Source organism: Paenibacillus sp. p3-SID867, assembly GCF_025142895.1.
Lineage (GTDB): Bacteria > Bacillota > Bacilli > Paenibacillales > Paenibacillaceae > Paenibacillus_AQ.
In genome coordinates this window covers 26,341-43,550 of record NZ_JAMBDM010000017.1, presented here as the reverse complement: position 1 = coordinate 43,550, position 17,210 = coordinate 26,341, and the positions used below count along the sequence as shown (strand labels likewise).

19 protein-coding genes and 1 pseudogene are annotated in these 17,210 nt (G+C 46.7%); 12 read left to right on the top strand and 8 right to left on the bottom strand.

Going from position 1 to position 17,210, the window contains the following annotated elements; genetic code table 11:
- Positions 1 to 92 precede the first annotated feature (92 nt).
- From M4D81_RS27185 to M4D81_RS27170, 4 genes are all read left to right on the top strand, one after another.
- Positions 93 to 821, top strand: a complete 729-nt coding sequence (locus M4D81_RS27185; protein WP_260068693.1) for a 2-phosphosulfolactate phosphatase — start codon at positions 93 to 95, stop codon at positions 819 to 821.
- 97 nt (positions 822 to 918) lie between these two features.
- Positions 919 to 1,305 (top strand): YhjD family protein, encoded by a 387-nt coding sequence (locus M4D81_RS27180; protein ID WP_235613244.1) that lies wholly within the window; start codon positions 919 to 921, stop codon positions 1,303 to 1,305.
- Entirely contained in the window at positions 1,302 to 2,570 is a 1,269-nt protein-coding gene (locus M4D81_RS27175; RefSeq protein WP_260068692.1) for a DNA polymerase IV, read from the top strand. The genes M4D81_RS27180 and M4D81_RS27175 overlap by 4 nt, the downstream gene beginning before the upstream one ends.
- A complete protein-coding gene (locus tag M4D81_RS27170; protein ID WP_127593246.1) occupies positions 2,567 to 2,908 on the top strand; it encodes a YolD-like family protein in 342 nt (113 codons plus the stop codon). The genes M4D81_RS27175 and M4D81_RS27170 overlap by 4 nt, the downstream gene beginning before the upstream one ends.
- A gap of 108 nt (positions 2,909 to 3,016) precedes the next feature.
- On the opposite strand, the gene M4D81_RS27165 is transcribed toward M4D81_RS27170, so the two are convergent.
- Positions 3,017 to 3,571: a TetR/AcrR family transcriptional regulator gene (locus M4D81_RS27165; RefSeq protein WP_260068691.1), complete on the bottom strand. Its 555-nt coding sequence runs from the start codon at positions 3,569 to 3,571 to the stop codon at positions 3,017 to 3,019.
- A gap of 143 nt (positions 3,572 to 3,714) precedes the next feature.
- On the opposite strand from M4D81_RS27165, the gene M4D81_RS27160 reads away from it, so the two are divergent.
- From M4D81_RS27160 to M4D81_RS27130, 7 genes are all read left to right on the top strand, one after another.
- Positions 3,715 to 4,680, top strand: coding sequence for an SDR family NAD(P)-dependent oxidoreductase (locus tag M4D81_RS27160; protein WP_260068690.1), 966 nt, complete (start codon positions 3,715 to 3,717; stop codon positions 4,678 to 4,680).
- 276 nt (positions 4,681 to 4,956) lie between these two features.
- On the top strand, positions 4,957 to 5,910 hold the full coding sequence (locus M4D81_RS27155) for an ABC transporter permease (protein WP_260068689.1): 954 nt from the start codon (positions 4,957 to 4,959) through the stop codon (positions 5,908 to 5,910).
- 12 nt (positions 5,911 to 5,922) lie between these two features.
- Positions 5,923 to 6,852, top strand: a complete 930-nt coding sequence (locus tag M4D81_RS27150; RefSeq protein ID WP_194544098.1) for a carbohydrate ABC transporter permease — start codon at positions 5,923 to 5,925, stop codon at positions 6,850 to 6,852.
- 89 nt (positions 6,853 to 6,941) lie between these two features.
- A complete protein-coding gene (locus tag M4D81_RS27145) occupies positions 6,942 to 8,438 on the top strand; it encodes an ABC transporter substrate-binding protein (protein WP_260068688.1) in 1,497 nt (498 codons plus the stop codon).
- 139 nt (positions 8,439 to 8,577) lie between these two features.
- On the top strand, positions 8,578 to 10,341 hold the full coding sequence (locus tag M4D81_RS27140) for a sensor histidine kinase (RefSeq protein ID WP_260068687.1): 1,764 nt from the start codon (positions 8,578 to 8,580) through the stop codon (positions 10,339 to 10,341).
- Entirely contained in the window at positions 10,316 to 11,077 is a 762-nt protein-coding gene (locus M4D81_RS27135; RefSeq protein ID WP_194544101.1) for a response regulator transcription factor, read from the top strand. The genes M4D81_RS27140 and M4D81_RS27135 overlap by 26 nt, the downstream gene beginning before the upstream one ends.
- A gap of 31 nt (positions 11,078 to 11,108) precedes the next feature.
- Positions 11,109 to 12,629 (top strand): ABC transporter substrate-binding protein, encoded by a 1,521-nt coding sequence (locus M4D81_RS27130; protein WP_260068686.1) that lies wholly within the window; start codon positions 11,109 to 11,111, stop codon positions 12,627 to 12,629.
- Positions 12,630 to 12,685: 56 nt separating this feature from the next.
- Here M4D81_RS27130 and M4D81_RS27125 read toward each other — a convergent pair whose 3' ends face one another.
- The 3 genes from M4D81_RS27125 to M4D81_RS27115 all read right to left on the bottom strand — a co-directional run bounded on the left by M4D81_RS27125 (position 12,686) and on the right by M4D81_RS27115 (position 14,462).
- Entirely contained in the window at positions 12,686 to 13,195 is a 510-nt protein-coding gene (locus M4D81_RS27125) for a DUF4188 domain-containing protein (RefSeq protein ID WP_220684187.1), read from the bottom strand.
- 6 nt (positions 13,196 to 13,201) lie between these two features.
- The gene (locus M4D81_RS27120) at positions 13,202 to 13,843 is read right to left on the bottom strand and encodes a TetR/AcrR family transcriptional regulator (protein WP_260068685.1); all 642 of its coding nucleotides are present in this window, start codon (positions 13,841 to 13,843) and stop codon (positions 13,202 to 13,204) included.
- 187 nt (positions 13,844 to 14,030) lie between these two features.
- On the bottom strand, positions 14,031 to 14,462 hold the full coding sequence (locus M4D81_RS27115; protein ID WP_260068684.1) for a DnaJ family domain-containing protein: 432 nt from the start codon (positions 14,460 to 14,462) through the stop codon (positions 14,031 to 14,033).
- A 145-nt stretch (positions 14,463 to 14,607) separates the two neighbouring features.
- Here M4D81_RS27115 and M4D81_RS27110 point away from each other — a divergent pair.
- Positions 14,608 to 14,821: pseudogene (locus M4D81_RS27110) on the top strand (ABC transporter ATP-binding protein); the annotation flags it as partial.
- Positions 14,822 to 14,831: 10 nt separating this feature from the next.
- On the opposite strand, the gene M4D81_RS27105 reads toward M4D81_RS27110, so the two are convergent.
- From M4D81_RS27105 to M4D81_RS27090, 4 genes are read right to left on the bottom strand one after another with little or no spacing between them, the layout of a single operon-like run.
- Positions 14,832 to 15,125 (bottom strand): YfzA family protein, encoded by a 294-nt coding sequence (locus M4D81_RS27105; protein ID WP_260068683.1) that lies wholly within the window; start codon positions 15,123 to 15,125, stop codon positions 14,832 to 14,834.
- A 56-nt stretch (positions 15,126 to 15,181) separates the two neighbouring features.
- Entirely contained in the window at positions 15,182 to 15,808 is a 627-nt protein-coding gene (locus M4D81_RS27100; RefSeq protein ID WP_216530431.1) for an ABC-2 transporter permease, read from the bottom strand.
- Entirely contained in the window at positions 15,801 to 16,667 is an 867-nt protein-coding gene (locus M4D81_RS27095; protein ID WP_071223354.1) for an ABC transporter ATP-binding protein, read from the bottom strand. Before M4D81_RS27095 ends, M4D81_RS27100 begins: the two co-directional genes overlap by 8 nt.
- Positions 16,664 to 17,047 (bottom strand): GntR family transcriptional regulator, encoded by a 384-nt coding sequence (locus M4D81_RS27090; protein ID WP_071223391.1) that lies wholly within the window; start codon positions 17,045 to 17,047, stop codon positions 16,664 to 16,666. Before M4D81_RS27090 ends, M4D81_RS27095 begins: the two co-directional genes overlap by 4 nt.
- Positions 17,048 to 17,210 lie beyond the last annotated feature (163 nt).

Below are 17,210 nucleotides of genomic sequence, written 5' to 3'. Positions count from 1 at the left end.
TGAATCCATCAGAGGATTTGAGCACTCCTTGGGTTTGGGCAAATATACTGTTACTAAAATAGCCCATTATGCCGGGTAAAAGGGGATACGACATGCCAATACAGATTATTCAAGGACACCATCACACCTTGGACGCATCACACATCAATATTGTAATTGATGTTATAAGGGCTTTTACCGTAGCGCACTTCGCCTTTATCCATGGGGTTCAGGGTATCATTCTGGCAGGAACTCTGGACGATGCCTTGCGTCTAAAGAAAATCTATCCTGACTTTTTATTGGCGGGAGAGATACAGGGTCTGCCGATTCCGGGGTTTGAGCTGGATAATTCGCCTGCGCGTTTACATGACTTCGATCTTCGGGAGAAATTTCTGATCCAAAAGACAACCAATGGAGTTACAGCCACCCTAAACGCATTGAGCACCGAGCATCTATTCGTTACCGGGTTCACAAATGCAAGAACAACCGCAGAGTTTATAAAGAGGAACTTATTAAAAGACGATCACATGATGATTAATGTAATTGCTTCGCATCCGTCAGGGGATGATGATCTGGCCTGCGCACAATATATATCGGAAATTCTCCAAGGCACTAATCGTATATCTGCCGAGCAAACCATTGAGCGAATTCGAAAGTCAGAAGCGGCCGGGAAATTTTACGATATTGAAAGACCGGAATTTTTACAGGAGGATATTTCGTTTTGCATCCAAGAGATCCCTTCCGACTTTGTAATGAAAGTGAATCTGAACAAAAACCATCCGTTGATTGAAAGGTTCCAGGTGGGGGCTTCAATCACTGATTATGATGGGTACCGCCTGTGAGTTTCTGATTCGTCATCATAAGGGTATAATTTACATTGATAAAAGAACGAATGTTCGCATATAATACAAACAAACGTTCCCGTCAATGAGGTGGTTAATGATGTTGAGTATTGGGTTGAAACCAGATGAGACCCAACTGGTGAAGGATTATATTTTATTACCCCTTTTACTTGATGTGTTAGAGCATGACCGTTCGATTCTATGCAGAGCAGATTTAAAGACCCCGGAGCTAACGAATGCGATGATCGACCATTTGCAGGCAGCCGCATTATCCGATTTAGCCCAGGCTCGCAGAAAAATGCGCGAATACGCCATTAAGGTGTACGAGGATCGAAAAACAAAGCTTGGCATTGAGGTTGAATTCATCTGCAGAGGGTATCATCACAAGCTGTCCATACTGTGGGGGCTAATTGAGGCAGAGATCGAGCAGAGATCGTACACCTACCTGGGGCTGAAAATCGCAGATAAGGGGAGTACGCTGTGAAATCATCTAACCGAGTGATCATGTTAGGGGATTGCCAGTCCTTTTATGCATCTGTTGAGAAAGCAGACCACCCCGAGTATCAAAACCGCCCGTTGGTCGTTGCAGGGGATCCGGAAAGACGTTCAGGCATCGTGTTGGCTGCTTGTCCGCTCGCTAAAGCAAAAGGAATAACGACAGCAGAGCGATTAGGAGAGGCACTATCCAAGTGTCCCGACCTTGTCGTCATCAAACCCAGAATGCAGAAGTATATTGACGTCTCGATGCAAATCACGGAGATATACAAGAGTTATACCGATTTAGTTGAGCCTTACAGTATCGATGAGCAATTTTTAGACGTTACCGGTTCGCTGCATCTGTTCGGCACACCGGATGAGTTAGCCAGAACCATTCAGCGTCATATCATGGATGCCACGGGTGTGTACGCTCGCTTCGGCATCGGCGAAACCAAAATCCTGGCTAAAACGGCCTGTGATAACTACGCCAAGAAAAATCCGTCCGGCATCTACACGTTGTCCAAGGACTCGCTTCCAGATACCCTCTGGAAACTGCCCGTCAGCTGCATGTTTATGGCCGGCAGCAAGATGACCCGCCACTTTAACGTCATGGGGCTGCCCACGATCGGCAGCGTGGCTCAGACGCCTCTTGCTAAATTGAAGCAGATGATGCGCCGTAAATTCGGTAAAAATTCCGATATTTCAGCCGAGATGTACTGGCGAATTGCCAACGGAATCGATGATAGCCCGGTAAGGCCAGGCACGCACCAGGTTGACCCTAAATCGGTTGGACACATGATGACCCTCCCTCGCGATTATACCAAGCTGGAAGAAATCAAGGTCGTACTGCTGGAGCTGACGGAGTTGGTTTGCCAGCGATGCCGCGGTCTTGGTTTTATGGGGCATGTGGTGTCGGTCGGTTGTATGGGGGCAGACTTTGACCGCCCTACGGGATTTAGCCGACAGATGAAGATGGAGGATCCATCGAATATTACGAATCAGGTTTACCGCTGGGCATGCCGGCTGCTTGAAACGTATTGGGACGGCCTGCCGATTCGGCGGGTCGGTATTAGCTTGTCACAGTTTTCCCCGGATACGGAATACCAATTGTCATTGTTTGATACCGGACGGGAGCGGTCGATGGCACTTGAACGGGTGACCGATGCCCTGAAAAATAAATACGGGAATTCGATTGTGATCCGAGCCGTATCCAAAACGGACGCAGGCCAAGCGCTGGATCGATCAGCCAAGATAGGAGGACACTATAAATGACAACACGAAAAAAGCTTGAGGGCAATGGGCTGTGGGAATCCAGTCGGATGATGCTGCCGGAACACAAAGAAACCATCATTCGCAGGCAGCTGGAAGAAGGCCGGAAAGGCCGGCCGACGCTGGACCCGCAAGAAATGGAATTAATCGAGGGTGCGCTCGCCGAGTCATTTCATGAACACCGTATGATTACCGTAAGGCTATTCGATGAATATGAGGACACGGAATTGACAGGAATTGTCGTGCTGATCCATACGTTTAGACGGGAGATCAAACTATCCATGGCCGAAGAGGAATCACGTTGGATTAAAATTGACGAGATCATTTCAGCAGGATCATGATTTATAAAGCTAAACCCAGAGTGAGATGAACACACATAAAATACCTCTGATTTCGATCAGAGGTATTTTATGTTATTGTACATTGGTTTAAACGCGATGCTTGCTCTCCTATATAAAAATCAGATCGAGAAAAGAATCGAGAAGATGGGTTGGCTGATCCAGTCCCTTTTCCGATTCCGTATGCTGGGCTGAATTCAATTCAACCAAGCCATGAATGAACGCATACATGATGGCGGTTGATTCGGTTGGGGATTTCCGAATGTTTTCTGCCTTTTCTAAACAATTTTCTACAAGCTTAAATATCTCAAAAGCAGAATGATAAAGATCAGGATACAACTCCTTATCCCATTGCTTTCGAAACATCAAGCGGTAATGCTCCTGATGGTTAATACCAAATTCAAAATACGTACACAAAATAGCATATATAAGTTTTCGCGAATCGTTTATGCTTTCCATTGTTTTTCGAATCGTGCTGGTCAGCATCTCAAAATTTTCAACCGCAACAGCCGCCAGCAAGTCTTCCTTATTTTTAAAATGTCTGTACATGGCACTGCGGGACAAGTTCATTTCTTTACCAAGCTCGCGCATGCTGACAGCATCAATGCCTTGTCGATCAATCATTTGTCTGGTGATATGAATCAGCTTTTGTTTGGTATCGTTCATAATATCCTCTTAAGGTATGGATTGTAATTTCATGTCTTAAATTTTACACCAACGATGTTGACAGTGTCAACTTTGCAGGTATATAATCACCGTATGTTGACACTGTCAACGTATGAAATACCAAAATAGGAGCGTGGTTAGGAATGAGTCCACAGAAACAAACGGTGATCGTAACAGGCGGGAACTCTGGTTTAGGATATGAATGCGCTAAGATAATAGCTAGGCATGACAATAGTTATCATGTGGTGATCGCCTGCCGCGACGCTGCTAAAGCCAATCAAGCAGTAGATGCGTTAATTCAAGAAACCAATAATAAAAACATATCCTTTTTGGAGCTCGATCTTTCATCTTTGGCATCCATAAGGGGTTTTATAAGCAAGTTTACACAAATGGATTATCCGCCTTTATATGCACTTGTATGCAATGCAGGCGTACAGTTTATCGATAAAACGCATTATACGAAAGATGGGTTTGAAGCTACATTTGGCGTAAATCATCTTGGACATTTTCTCCTGGCTAATATGCTGCTTGGACAAATAACGCAGTCCGGCAGAATCGTGTTAGTCAGCAGCGGAACCCATGATCCATTGAAAAAGACAGGAATGCCTGCACCTGATTTTGTAGATCCCCAAATATTAGCCTATCCTGACCAGGCGAGCTCGATCGGAGCTATATCTCTCATTGGCAGACGGCGCTACACGACTTCAAAGTTATGTAATTTATATTTCACCTACGAGTTGGCCAATCGAATAAAGCAGCAAACCCAAAAAAATATTACCGTAAATGCTTTCGATCCGGGAATGATGCCAGGCACGGGCCTTGCTCAAAGCTATACGCCGATTATGAGATTTGTTTGGAACTATCTTATGCCTGTTTTAACGCTATTTTACCCTAACGTGAATACGGTGCGTCAGTCCGGGAAAGCTTTGGCTGCTCTAGTAACCGATAGCAAGTTCAACCAAACGACAGGGAAATATTTTGAAGGTACGAAACAAATAAAATCCTCCGAACTTTCTTATAACAATGAAAATAGGAAACAGTTATGGGAGGCTAGTGTAGCGTTGACCAATTTGAATCAAACGGAGACGATTTTAGAAACAGGGTTTTAAGCCTTATAGAAGGTCTAACTGAATGGAATTGAAACCAAACAAAACCTCTGAGCAGCTCAGAGGTTTTGTTGTCCCTCCAATCAGCGATTGAGACCACCTAGAATTAATGGAATTCGAAACCATGTTCTGGCAATCCTTTGTCAAACGAATCTTTCAAATCTAACGTTTGTTGACTATAGTATCAAGTTTGTTATCTGGAAGCATCGAATCTTCCTCTTATACAATAAAACTAACAAGTGCACGACAAGCGAGATAACACCGTAAGGAGTGACAGACATGAGCTCACAAGCCGAACCCAAAAAACGAAAGCGCTTACGAATACGCTGGCACAAGCAGGATACGGAGCTAACCCTCTTGGCGCTGCCGACCACGATTTGGTACATCCTGTTTAGTTTCTTACCGATGTTCGGGATCATTATCGCCTTTAAAAATTTCAGGATTAGCGGCGGATTTCTGAGCAATGTGTTTAACAGTCCATGGGTAGGCTTCAAAAACTTCGAATTCTTGTTCAAATCGAATGACGCCTGGATCATTATCCGCAACACCATTGGATACAACATTGTGTTTATCGTTCTAGGGATTGTTCTGCCCGTTCTATTCGCGATTATGATCGGACTGCTCCACAGCCGCAAAGCGAGCAAAGTCTATCAGACAATGATGTTCCTCCCCTATTTCCTATCCTGGGTGGTCGTATCTGCGGTAGGCTGGGCATTCTTAAGCTTCGACAAAGGAATTGTCAATCAAATGCTCGTCAGTATGGGCAGCGATCCTATTAACTGGTATATGGAGCCGCAATATTGGCCATTCTTCTTGATTCTCTTAAATGTGTGGAAGGGCCTGGGCTATGGTATGGTCATTTATTTGGCAACCATCACGAGCATCGACAGCACCTATTATGAAGCAGCTGTTATTGATGGCGCTTCGATTTGGCAGCAGACGAGATTCATTACATTGCCCATGCTCAAGCTGGTGATCGTCATGATGTTCATCCTGGCCGTAGGGCGCATATTTTACACCGATTTCGGTTTGTTCTATCAGGTCACGCGAGACTCCAATTCACTGTTCAACGTGGCGACCACCATCGATGTCATGGTGTATAAACAATTGAAAACCGCCACCGTAGGGATGGCATCCGCAGCCGCATTCGTACAGTCTGTTCTGGGATGCGCTACGATTCTGGTCGCTAACTGGATTGTTCGTCGAATCGATCCCGATAGCGCGATGATGTAAGGAGGCAAGACGATGACACCAAAAACCAATTACGAGACGGGCCTTGAGAAATTTAACCGTACAAACAAAGCCGTCAACCTGTTCTTCAACCTGGTATTTATTATGCTGGCCCTGCTCTGCGTCATACCTGTAATCGTTGTTCTGTCCATCTCCTTCTCCAGTGAGGAGTCCATCCGTGAGACCGGATATCATCTGCTGCCGGTTGCTTTGTCGGCCGAGGCTTACGTTTACATCATCAAGCAGGGAACGATGATTCTGCGGGCCCTCGGTGTATCCGCCCTCGTTACCGTGGTCGGTACCGTGCTCGGCGTATTGCTGACCGCTTCCATGGGTTACGTTCTCTCTCGCCCCAACTACAAGCTGAGGGGTTTTCTCACCTGGGTGGTATTCATCCCGATGGTATTCAACGGCGGCTTGGTATCCAGCTACTTCATTAACACGAATTTACTGGGACTGAAAGACAGCATATGGGCGCTTATTCTCCCGCTCGCCGTTTCATCGTTCAACGTCATCATATGTAAAACCTTTTTCAAAAGCACGATTCCCGACGGGCTGATCGAATCAGCCGAAATCGACGGCGCGAGCCAGCTGCGAATCTTCTTCTCGATCATCATGCCGATCTCGCTGCCCGTCATCGCCACCATCGGATTGTTTCTCTGCTTTGCTTACTGGAATGACTGGTTTCAATCGATGCTGTATATCGACAACCAGAACCTGTATTCCCTGCAAGCGCTGCTCAACAGCTTAATGAGCAATGTCGATGCACTCGCCAAGAATGCAGCGAGTATGGGCGTTAGCTACGCCATGCTCGTCGCAACGATGCCGAAGGAATCCGCCCGCATGGCGGTCGCCATTCTCATCGTGCTGCCTGTAGCATTCGCCTACCCTTTCTTCCAGAAGTATTTTATTTCCGGATTGACGGTCGGCGCCGTGAAGGGCTAATGACGAAATAAGCCAAGACAAGCTTGGTTTATGATAAATATCCGCATTACAACATTCAGGTAATTCAACTTCAAAAAGGGGGAAATGAAATGAAAAGAGCATTAAAGTTCATCTCTACGCTGTGCGTGCTGACGCTTATGTTGACCGCTTTGGCAGCCTGCGGCGGCTCGAAGCCTGCTTCCACAACAGACGGATCCCAAGCGACGCCGGACACATCCAAAGACTCCGAAACGACAAGCAAGGATATTCCGACGCTAACCTGGTGGACCATCGGCGGCCAAGTACCGAACAATTTCAGCAAGGCGGTGGATGCCATGAATGCCTATACGGCCGAGAAGATTGGCGTGAAGGTCGACATCAAGGTAGCCAGCTGGGGCGAATGGGACACCAAAATGAACACCATCGTGAATACCGGCGAGCCCTTCGACATCATGTTCACGAACAGCGGTAAATACAGCAAGCAAGTAGCAATGGGCGCGTTTGCCGATATTACGGATCTGGTTCAGAGCGAAACGCCGGACTTGTACAAATTGATTCCCGAAAAGGTATGGGAAGGCACAAAGATCGGCGGCAAATATTATTCCGTTCCGACGTACAAGGATTCCGCACTGACGCAGTACTGGGTATTCGATGACAAGTATGTGCAAAAGTACAATATCGACATCAACAATATCAAAACATTGCAGGATCTGGATAAGCCGCTTCGTGACATGAAGGCCGGCGAAGGCAAAAGCTTCTATCCGCTGCCAATGACGCAAGGCGAAGGCTTGAACGGTTTCTTTAACGAATATGACGATTTAACGCTAGGCTTCCCTCCTATCGGCGTAAAAGCGGACGATGAATCGCGTACGGTTGTCTCCGTGCTGGAGCAGCCTGATGTCATGGCCAATCTGAAGCTCCTGCACCAGTGGTATCAGGATGGCATCATCAACCCGGATGCTCCGACAAAGACGGAGAACGACAAAGGCAGACCGTTCTTTGCAGCCCAGGCATTCCCGGGAGCCGAGGTCAGCTGGCAAATCAATGACGCCATTGAAAAGTATAATATGGTTCAGCATTATGGACCGATCTATACCACCAGTACGATCCAAGGCTCGCTAAACGCGATTTCAGCGAATTCCAAATATAAGAAGGAAGCATTGAAATACCTTGAATTAGTGAATACCGATCCTAAACTTCGCAATATGCTGGCATTCGGCGAGTTAGGCGTCGACTACAACAATGTCGATGGCGAAAAGGTGATTGAGCGTACATCCGATACTTGGCCGCTGGCTGCCTACACGCAAGGCACATTCTTCAATTTGGCGGTGACCAAGGGCGCCCCTGAAGATCAATGGGAACAGGTTAAAAAGCTGAACGATGCAGCCACCTCCTCTACGATCCTCGGCTTTGCGCTGGACATCACCGATCTTCAGACCGAAGTGGCGAATTGCCAAGCCGTATGGGATAAATACAAATATGAGCTGATCACGGGCGCATCCGATCCGGAAACCATGGTGCCGAAGATTACGGCTGAATTAAAGTCAGCCGGCATGGACACGATTATGCAAGCCGCCCAAGAGCAAATCAACAATTACTTCAAGTAAGATTACAATCAGGCGCATCCCTTAATGAGGCTCTCTTAAGGGGTGCTTTTTCCTTAGATCTATGAAGCTTTGCGTAAATCGTGTTAAATTGAGATATGGCAACATCTGTTTCAACGACCTGCTGCAATCGAGGTGTCATATGGGCTCTTTTTTGCAAATCAAAATTTATCGTCACAAGTTTATTGCCTATGTCATCTTCGTCGTGGCCATCGGACTTACGCTGGGTACGCTGACCTGTGCCATGCTGTTGAATCAATGGGTTGGCAATGCCCGCATCGAGGCGGCTAATGCCTTCTCGCGTGTAGAGAATGAGCTACAGTATGATGCCGACCGCATCGAGGCTTACATGCAGCGAATGTATTCCAATCCCGCTCTGATGGATGATGCTCGCAGCTTTTTAAGCAGCAGCGCTGAGGGATACTTAACCCGCAGGCTGCAGAACAGCCAATTCTCACAGCCGCTGGTTTCTTTTCCGGAGGATGTAAAAACCTATCTGTACAGCTGGGCGCAGGGCGAAATCACGCAGATAAGCACGCATACCGATAAGCATGGCAATGTCGTCCGTTTTAATGATAACGGAATTGCAAGCTTTACCTTCGGGCTTCCGAATACGGATGAAACTTTTCGCGATACCCTGATGAAGGGGTTCGTATATCGCAAGAAACTGTCGGATCCAACGTCAGGTTCCCAGGAATTCGGTGAGCTGCGCTTCTTGGTCAGCAGTGAACAGATCTTTAAATCCGTTCAAAGCTTCCGATTGGGTAATGCCGCTGCAGTCAGCCCTTCCGGTGAAATATATCTGATCGGGAACGAACAGGACCGGGATCTGGAGGAGTTATCCCGACTAGCCGCGGCGAAAGGACGCAGTCACGGCATTATTTCGAAAGGTGTTTTGAAACATATCTTTTTTGTCTCCTTTCCATCCACCAAGTTTAATTTCAAATTCGTCAGCATCATCGATTTATCCATGCTCATCCGTCAGCATGCCGGGATGCTGATCACCATCTTTATGATCATATTGACGGCCATGGTCAGCGTGCTTCTGCTCATTGCATACAATATGCGGGATGATGCCCTCTTCCTGCGCCGCATCATTCAATCGATTGGACGTGTGAAGATGGCCAATTTCACGCCTAACCGCCCTGCCCGTTACCGTCGAAATGAATACGGCATGATCGCCCGGGAATTGGACGATATGATTCAGCAGCTGGATAAGCATATCCGTAATGAATATCTGTTAAAGATCAAACAGCAGGAAACTGAAATGAAAGCGCTTCAACATCAAATCAACCCTCATTTTTTATACAATACATTGGAGGTGATCCGCTCCACTGCTCTTGTCAATCAGGACAGGGACACCGCTGACGCCATTGCAACGCTGGGGACGCTCTATCGTGAAATCGTCAAAAAGGGAAATATCATTTCGATTGCGAGCGAGCTGGAATTGCTGCAGAAGTACTTGGAGATTATGGAGTTTAAGTATCCCGAGCGTTTTTATTATCAAGTGAATGTAGAGCCGGCGCTGCTGCAAATCCCTACCGTGAAATTCTGGATGCAGCCTTTGGCTGAGAACTTTTTCATCCATGGCTTTAACGCGAATCATGAGTTTAATTTGTATGTCGTTAACGGCTATGAAGCCGAAGATGGTTACGTACTGGAATTCGTGGACAATGGACGCGGTATTCCTCCGGAGCGTTTACGTACCGTCCGAAGCACAATGTCTAATCATGATGAACCTTCTTCCCATAGTATCGGGCTGCGCAACGTATATACGCGCCTTCATTTTTTCTACGGGAGCGGCTTTTCGATCGAGATTGCGAATAATGAGGAAGCTGGAGTCAGCATATCCGTGCGGATTTCAAAAGAGGTGATTGAACATGTACAAACTGATGATTGTGGATGACGAACCTCAGATTTTGGAGGGAATGAAGCGAATCCTGGATTGGAAGCAATACGGATTTGGCCGGATCGAAACCTGCGAATCCACGGAGGAAGCCATGTCCAAGGTGGTCGACCTGCTGCCGGATGTCGCCATATTCGATGTTTGCATTGGCAAGGAGCTTGGATACGAAGCGATCCGCAGGCTGAACGAATTTCAAATTCCTACGAAATATATCATTATGAGCGGCTATAGTGAATTTACATATGCCCAGGAAGCCATTCGGTGTGGTGTCAAAGACTATCTGCTCAAGCCTGTGGAACGCACCAAGCTGCAGCAAGTGATTGAGAAGATCATCGTCGAGGATCTGGGCGGTTCGATAGGTAACAGGAACGGTGAAAGCTTGAACCAGGATCCGGTGCTTGGTGTAAGCTATGACAGCTTATCCAAGCTGGTCAACCGCATCCTGCTGATGATCAGGACAGAGTATGCTCAGAATATCACGTTGAAATCCGTAGCGGAGCGTTTCCAGATGAACAGCACCTACCTTGGACAATTGTTTCTTAAAGAAACCAACATGAAGTTTTCCGAATACCTCATGGCCTACCGAATGCTTCTTGCACAAGAACGAATTCAATCAACAGATGAGAAGATTTCCTACATCGCCTTTTCCGTCGGCTACAACAATCTCAACTATTTCTATACGCATTTTCACAGCTTTTTCCGAAAATCTCCTTCAGAACTGCGAGGAAAAGGGTAACAGCGAACGCGGCGAAAAAAGGAGGATATCGATGATGTTAAAGCACCCAAGGCCCAAGCGCATCTTCATGATCATCAGTCTCATAATGCTGCTGACATCATTTACAACCGGCTGCTTCCGACAGCCCGGATACAACAGCGAAACCTATGATGGGGACACGGTAAATCTGGTCTATTATACGATCGGAGAGCCTGACAAGGATCTGCAGCTCGTAAATGATAAAATCAATGAAATCATGGCTCGTAAAATCGGTGTGACGATCACCTATGTCAAGGTAAGCTGGCAGGAGTATGAGGATCGGCTGAACACACTCATATCCGCCGGCAGCCCGTTTGATATTGCCTTTGCACCTGAGTATGCAACTACCGCTATGCGCGGCGCCTGGCTGAAGCTGGATGACTACCTTGCCGGCCTGGGCAAGGAAATGTACGATGCCATTGACCCAACCTTTTGGCAGGGGGTACGGATGAACGATGGCAGCATTTACGGTGTGCCGACCAATAAAGAGTTAGCCGTGCTTGATCACTGGATGTACCCCGCTTCCATCGTGAATAAATATAATATCGACATTACCAAATACAATACGCTGGAATCGCTTGAGCCGCTGCTTCGGATGATTCATCGGGAAGAGCCGGCCTACATCCCCATGGAACTGGATCGGGATTCCCACAATTTCTTCACTTTCCATGGATACGAATATATTATGAACCATAAATTGCCCTTGATGATCAAATCACTGGACCCGAGCGCTCAGGTGGTGAATATCTTCGAAACCAGGGAAGCGCGGCAGGTGCTGGATACGTTGCGGCGTTACTACAAGGAGGGCTTCATTAATGAGGATGCTGCGCTGCGAGAGCCCGGAGGACTTAAACGCGGGGCCAAAGTGTTCTGGAAGTCTTCAGGCGGCGGTCCGCTCTCGGAGACGACTTGGAGTAAGGATCGCGGCTACAAGATTGTAGCCCATCCCGTAACCCCAAGCACCGTCACGACGGAATCCGTTCGGGGAGGCATCATGGCCGTGAATGCCAACACCAAACATCCCGTAGAGTGTATTAAATTTTTGAATTTACTCAATACGGACCCCGAAATACGAAACTTATTCAACTATGGAATTGAAGGCGTGCACTACACGCTGGACGAACAGGGGCAAGTCGTTCCAAATACGGACAAGGACAGCCATGGCGACCAGCTCCCGGATGCGCCTGCAAGCCGCTATTCAGGTGTACAATACACGCAGGGAAATTGGTTTATCCTGAAAACCATGGGCGGCGATAACCCGGATCCCCTCGACAAGTGGGATCAATTCCGCAAGTACAACGCTGGCGTCGTCAAGTCCACCGTGCTCGGCTTTACGCCCGATCTATCCAAGCTGACCGCCCAAACCGATAACATCGAGATGGTCTGGCATAAATATTATCCGAGCCTCATGACAGGCTCCGTCGATGTGGATGCGATCCTCCCCAAGTTTAACGCGGAACTGAAGCAGGCAGGCATAGACGACGTACGGCAGGAAGTGCAGAGGCAGCTGGATGCTTGGCGGGAAATGAGATGAGTGCTGGCAGCTTTTGCTTCACTGAACGGAGGGAGAACAGCCATTGATATTCTGGACTACGGATTTGGAGGTGTGGGCACAGCGGGTTCTCCCTCGCGGCCAAGCCGCCGGCTTGCCGTTTCCCTGCGCCCCGTCGCGGGGACGTGGGCCCCGGCTTTGGCCAAACCGAACCTCGGCATGTTGTTGTACAGGCATTCATGCTGCCCTTCCTGGACAAGATAGGTTTCGTGGAAAATCCCTACGTCCCCTCCCGTTCCAACTTTGCGGTTGAAATCCCGCCATGCCTTCAGGTGATTGGCTCCGTGACGGGCATAATGCTCCAGGTGTTCAAAGCTTCTCCAATATTGAATAAGTGTAAGTCCCCGCCCTGAAAAATGGTAGGTACCGTCCATGAACCCGAGCTCCTCCTTGTTCCGGTACAGCTCCTGAAGCATCGGGGACATGGCGTTCATGACAGGCAGCCACTTATGCACCGCCCACCATTTGTTAATCCGAAACCCGATCACGAATACAACGAAGGAACCGTCCATGTGTGCGGTATATCGACCTGGAATCACTTTACCCATGCTTGCTCACTCCCCTTCCTTTACTTCAAGCAGACCCAGATGCGTTTCATAAAAGCGGCCAATATCCGTTGAATTGTACAATTGAGCCGTCAGAAACGCGCCATAAAAAATGGTGAAACAGATCTGCACGGCTTGCTCCAAGGTAATATCTTTGTTGAGCCTTCCGACTTGCTCTTCTTCCTTCATGAACTGCTGGAACAACGCATACATGTTAGGCGATTGGCTTCCCGCTTCCTCGTAACGGGGAAAAAGCAGCGATACTTCCGCAGGGCTAAGCTCCGGCATGCAGGGCTGCATGTTCTGCTCCGCAAGAAAGGAGATCAGGCTCGGCATCATGCCTGGTCTTACGTGATGCTCCTGGGCTACTTGAGACAACAGATGCCGAAAAGCCTGAAACCCTTTCTTCCCTTCTGCGTCGATCTCGATGATCCGCTCGGTCAGCCATACCCGCATAAAATAAATCAGCAGATCCTCTTTGCGTTGATAGAACTTAAAAAAAGTAACCTTGGATATTTCTGCGCGCTTGCAAATGTCCTCCACCATGACCTGGCTGAACATCCGGTCCCTCATCAGGGATATTCCCGCTTCATACAATGCGATTTTGTTCTTGGCTTTCTTTAACTCCCGTAATGAGATATCCGGATCCATCGCGATTGCACCTCCGTTAAATTAACTCATGTAAATAAATTAACACGAGTTAATTTATTTTGTCAATACCGCCAAACAGACAAACAAAACACCCCTAACATCAGCGACACTGATGCAGGGGTACTACTTTCAAGGCCCGGATAAAATATCAACGGTGACAGGGAGGAAATACATTTGAGGTAACTAGCTACTCCCATTTATCGTAGGCTGCGTGCAAATTGACTTCGGACAGGAGCCCTTTTTGCAGCTGTGGATTCGGAACCATTCGGTTGTACTTTATAATTTTTTGATTAATGGCCTCTAACTCTGTCTCTGGAATCGCAGTCGACTCCGGACGCTCCAAAAGCCGCTTGATGTCGGCAGCGATTTCTTTTCTCAGCTCGACCCATGCGGGCTGGTAATTCGCGTTCTTCATAATTCCGGTTAGAACATCCCCGTCTTCGATCTTAATCGGCTTTCCCTTCAACGGCGAATCGTCAAAGCCGCCTTCTCTGGCAAATTTGTCGATGGCCGATTCCAGAAGCCCGCTGCTGGTCGACATGGGGCGTTGTTCCTTTTCTTCGCTATGATCTTCTTCAGAAGCAAGAGCTGAATTTCTTGGATCATCATTCCGTTCCATTTTGGTCACCTCCGTCTTACATATCAGGGAAATACATTCTTTCCTTCGATGAAATGTCGAAGATCCCCCCTTGAATTATCCAAAATATAACATACCATTTCTAAAATTAACAGTTCGTTTCAGCGTATACCGCAGATCATTTTGGATTGTCATGGTTCTTCATGATATCAACCTGTCCGCTCGTTATGCGGATCATATTGCGCTTCATAACGGATTGCTTGTGGCTGAGGGGGCTCCCTCGCAAGTCATTACGAGCACCATGATCAAAGACATATTCGGGCTTGATTGCTCGGTAATCGAAGACCCCGTGTCAGGCTTCACCCCATGTGATACCCAAAGGACGATATCATGTTCTATGATGTAGTGGATTCATTTTCTAGAAACAAGGTCTTTTACTGCACCTATTAAAGCTGCCGGGAGTAATGTAACGGTAAAAATGGCAGTGAATAAGTTATGTTCTTGGGTTTTATAAGGTGTGAACCATTCCGTAAATAACTTCGATTCAGAAAAATCGGCAAATAATGACCCTTCTTTAACTTTGAATGGGGTCCACAAGGCATTATCAAAAGCGATAAACAGTATTTGTAATACAATAAGTCCCCCTAAGAAATACATCCAGCTTTTTATCCGGGAAGAACCAGCTTTATGTTGTGTATCTTTCAATGGATGCGCTCTCCTTTTTTATCATTTATTACTTCATCATGCATCCGCGGGGACTCTTATAAGTCTTTCCTCTTAAACAGGCTTATCGTTAAGAAATAGGAAGCAATGAATACAACGACGATACCGATTAGAATCAAAAGTAATGTTTGATCGTTTATGAGGCCTTTCTCGCTCACCATATTCATCAGCACCGCTGCAGGTTGTGCCAGGATAATTAAGGAGATCATGAATACGGCATTGATAATTCCGGCTCCTTTTTTGCTAAGTGCGTAAAAAAGAGGCATATAGATAGAGATGAGAACAAGCAGCATTCCTACGGAAACCAATAAGGACATCACCGTATAGTCCGGCTTGTCAAGCTGTGGGAATGAAAGATCAATGATCCGATGAATCCCGTATGAAGCAATGACTCCAAACAGTGTATACACGATGGCTGTTATGTATTTGGCCAGCACGATATGTTTGCGGCTAATCGGCAGCGTGACCAGAAATTTATGGTTATGGTTCTTGATATCGATCATCGTAGCTAGAATAATGGAGCCGAAAGCCGTATAGATTCCTACAAAATAGATAGACATTTCACTTTTTGGTATAAACGCGATGCTGAATACAGCGAGATAGAGAAGAATCGTCCACAGTGAACTTTTTAAAGCGATGAAATCTTTACGAAGCAAATTAAGCATGGACTCTTCCTCCCTTGGCAGTGAAATACATGATGTCTTCTAAGGTTGGTTTTTCTAAAATAGCATTATTGCTAAACAGCTGCGCGGCCTTGCGTCTATTATCTACCAAGCCTTCAAACCCAAGCGTCGTCTCACGAATCCCGATAAATTCCTTTCGAATATCCGAATCAATCAGTTGCATATCGCCCTTCACGATCGCGTATCTCTCAAGCACATCATCTTTCGCTTCATTGAATACAAGTTTTCCGTCATTGACGAAAGTAATGTAGTCAGCAATACGGTCCAAATCCGTCGTAATATGTGTCGAGAAGATAATCGTATTTTTTTCGTCCTGCATCATATCCGCAAGCAGATCGAGCATTTCCCTTCTGAACACAGGATCAAGTCCCGAAGTCGGCTCATCCATGACCAGGAGCTCAGCCTCATGGGATAAGGCAACGGCAAGGGCGAGTTTAATCTTCATTCCCTTAGATAAATCTTCAACCTTCTTCTTAGGGGACAATTCGAATTGTTCGAGGTAGCGGTTAAATTTCTTTTCATTCCAATGGCTGTAAAAAGGTGCGATCATTCTCTTCGTATCACGAATCGTAAGATGCTCATAATAGAAGCAATCATCCGAGACGATGCCGATGCGCTGTTTAATGTCGACTTCATGTTGAGGCATATCCAGACCGAGTATTTTTACACTGCCGGAATCGGGACGTACCATACCGAGCATCATCTTGATCAAGGTGCTTTTACCAACACCATTCGGACCAATGAGTCCGGTAATGTAGCCTTGTTTCACATCCAGAGATACATGATCGACTTTGAAAAGAGGGTATGTTTTCGTTAAATTTCGTAATTCGATTGCATTCATGGTGTTTGTTCCTCCTCGAACAGTAAAGTCAGATGATCGATTACATCTTGTTGACTCATGTTTAATTCCTTGCTTTCTCGAATGATATGGATCATTTTCTCTTCTAATCGCTTCATGCGCTGCTCCCTGATAAAATCTTTATTTGCCCCTGATACGAAGCAACCCTTGCCTACGACCGAGTCGATTAGCTTTTCGTTCTCCAATTCTTCATAGGCACGCTTAGTCGTAATAACACTAACCTGCAAATCCTTAGCGAGCTGCCTTATAGAAGGGAGACTGTCGCCTGCGCGCAATTCTCCACTCAGGATACTCTGTCTAATCTGGTTCATAATCTGTATGTAAATCGGATCGTTCGATGCGTTGGATAATATGATTTTTATGCCGTTCACCTCACTGCTGTTAATTAAGTGCATACCGTATATATATAATATATACACTATACCCTCTTGTGTCAATTCATCCATCTGGGCAGTGATTCTCGTCCTCTACGATTGTTAACATAATAAAGCCGCGGGTTACGCGACTTCGTATGGGGATATATGC

Excerpts from the sequence above, each read along its gene's own strand:
- M4D81_RS27155 (WP_260068689.1), top strand. The coding sequence starts at position 4,957 with ATGAGCTCACAAGCCGAACCCAAAAAACGAAAGCGCTTACGAATACGC.
- M4D81_RS27150 (WP_194544098.1), top strand. The coding sequence starts at position 5,923 with ATGACACCAAAAACCAATTACGAGACGGGCCTTGAGAAATTTAACCGT.
- M4D81_RS27095 (WP_071223354.1), bottom strand. The coding sequence starts at position 16,667 with ATGAATGCAATCGAATTACGAAATTTAACGAAAACATACCCTCTTTTC.
- M4D81_RS27115 (WP_260068684.1), bottom strand. The coding sequence starts at position 14,462 with ATGGAACGGAATGATGATCCAAGAAATTCAGCTCTTGCTTCTGAAGAA.
- M4D81_RS27145 (WP_260068688.1), top strand. The coding sequence starts at position 6,942 with ATGAAAAGAGCATTAAAGTTCATCTCTACGCTGTGCGTGCTGACGCTT.
- M4D81_RS27185 (WP_260068693.1), top strand. The coding sequence starts at position 93 with ATGCCAATACAGATTATTCAAGGACACCATCACACCTTGGACGCATCA.
- M4D81_RS27160 (WP_260068690.1), top strand. The coding sequence starts at position 3,715 with ATGAGTCCACAGAAACAAACGGTGATCGTAACAGGCGGGAACTCTGGT.
- M4D81_RS27130 (WP_260068686.1), top strand. The coding sequence starts at position 11,109 with ATGATGTTAAAGCACCCAAGGCCCAAGCGCATCTTCATGATCATCAGT.
- M4D81_RS27165 (WP_260068691.1), bottom strand. The coding sequence starts at position 3,571 with ATGAACGATACCAAACAAAAGCTGATTCATATCACCAGACAAATGATT.
- M4D81_RS27180 (WP_235613244.1), top strand. The coding sequence starts at position 919 with ATGATGTTGAGTATTGGGTTGAAACCAGATGAGACCCAACTGGTGAAG.
- M4D81_RS27135 (WP_194544101.1), top strand. The coding sequence starts at position 10,316 with ATGTACAAACTGATGATTGTGGATGACGAACCTCAGATTTTGGAGGGA.
- M4D81_RS27170 (WP_127593246.1), top strand. The coding sequence starts at position 2,567 with ATGACAACACGAAAAAAGCTTGAGGGCAATGGGCTGTGGGAATCCAGT.
- M4D81_RS27125 (WP_220684187.1), bottom strand. The coding sequence starts at position 13,195 with ATGGGTAAAGTGATTCCAGGTCGATATACCGCACACATGGACGGTTCC.
- M4D81_RS27140 (WP_260068687.1), top strand. The coding sequence starts at position 8,578 with ATGGGCTCTTTTTTGCAAATCAAAATTTATCGTCACAAGTTTATTGCC.
- M4D81_RS27120 (WP_260068685.1), bottom strand. The coding sequence starts at position 13,843 with ATGGATCCGGATATCTCATTACGGGAGTTAAAGAAAGCCAAGAACAAA.
- M4D81_RS27100 (WP_216530431.1), bottom strand. The coding sequence starts at position 15,808 with ATGCTTAATTTGCTTCGTAAAGATTTCATCGCTTTAAAAAGTTCACTG.